This window comes from Candidatus Protofrankia californiensis, from assembly GCF_900634765.1.
Lineage (GTDB): Bacteria > Actinomycetota > Actinomycetes > Frankiales > Frankiaceae > Protofrankia > Protofrankia californiensis.
The window spans coordinates 14,166-14,999 of the sequence record NZ_CAAAFT010000059.1; the positions used below are offsets into that span (position 1 = coordinate 14,166).

Annotated in this window: 1 protein-coding gene; it reads right to left on the reverse strand. The window is 71.9% G+C overall.

Going from position 1 to position 834, the window contains the following annotated elements; all coding sequences use genetic code 11:
- On the reverse strand, positions 1-619 hold a 619-nt coding region (locus DD1DGNOD_RS28725), incomplete at its 3' end, for a DnaJ domain-containing protein (protein WP_241255437.1).
- Between the last annotated feature and the right edge of the window lie 215 nt (positions 620-834).

Consider the following 834-nt stretch of genomic DNA (forward strand, 5'->3'; position numbering starts at 1 on the left):
ACACCACGCCCAGGCCCCGGCACGTCGTGCAGGTCCGCGGCGTGGTGCCCGGACGGGCGCCGCGGCCCCCGCAGGTGAGGCAGGTTGCGGCGCCGGGCAGGCGAACCGTCGCCTCCAGACCGGACAGGGCCTTTTCGAACGGGATCGTGACCTCGGCCGCGATGTCGGCGCCGCGGCGTGGCCCGCGGCCGGTAGACGACCGCTGGAACAGGTTGTCGAACAAACCCCCCAGGCCGCCGGGAGCAGCGCCGGCGCCTGCTCCACCCAGCAGGTCGTCGAGGTTGAACGCGGTGGAGCCGCCACGATAGCCCGCGCCGGGCGGCCCGAACCCGCCCGGCTGGTAGCCGTAACCACCGGGATGACCGCCGGGGACGCCACCCGCGGCGAACAGCGCCCGAGCTTCGTCGTACTCCCGCCGCCGGGACTCGTCCGACAGCACGTCGTACGCCTCCGAGACCTCCTTGAAGCGGGCCTCGGCCCTGGCGTCGCCGGGATTCTTGTCCGGGTGCAGCTCAACTGCGAGGCGGCGGTATGTCTTCTTGATGTCGGTCGCCGAGGCGTCCTTGGGCACGCCGAGAGCGGCGTAGTAGTCCTTTTCGACCATGTCACGAACACTCACGGCGCCCCTCCTTTCGTCATCATGTCGTTTACCGACGCTCGAGGCGGACGCTGTTCGACAAGAGCTCGGATGGCATTGACTACTCGACGGTTTCCGCGGAGCCGCCTCCCGCTCCCGGCGCGCTCCCGGCGGCCGTGCCGTCCGTGTCCTGACCCACTCCGGCGTCCCCCGCCGTGTCCGCGGTCGCCGGCTCGGCGACCGCGACCTGGGCCGGT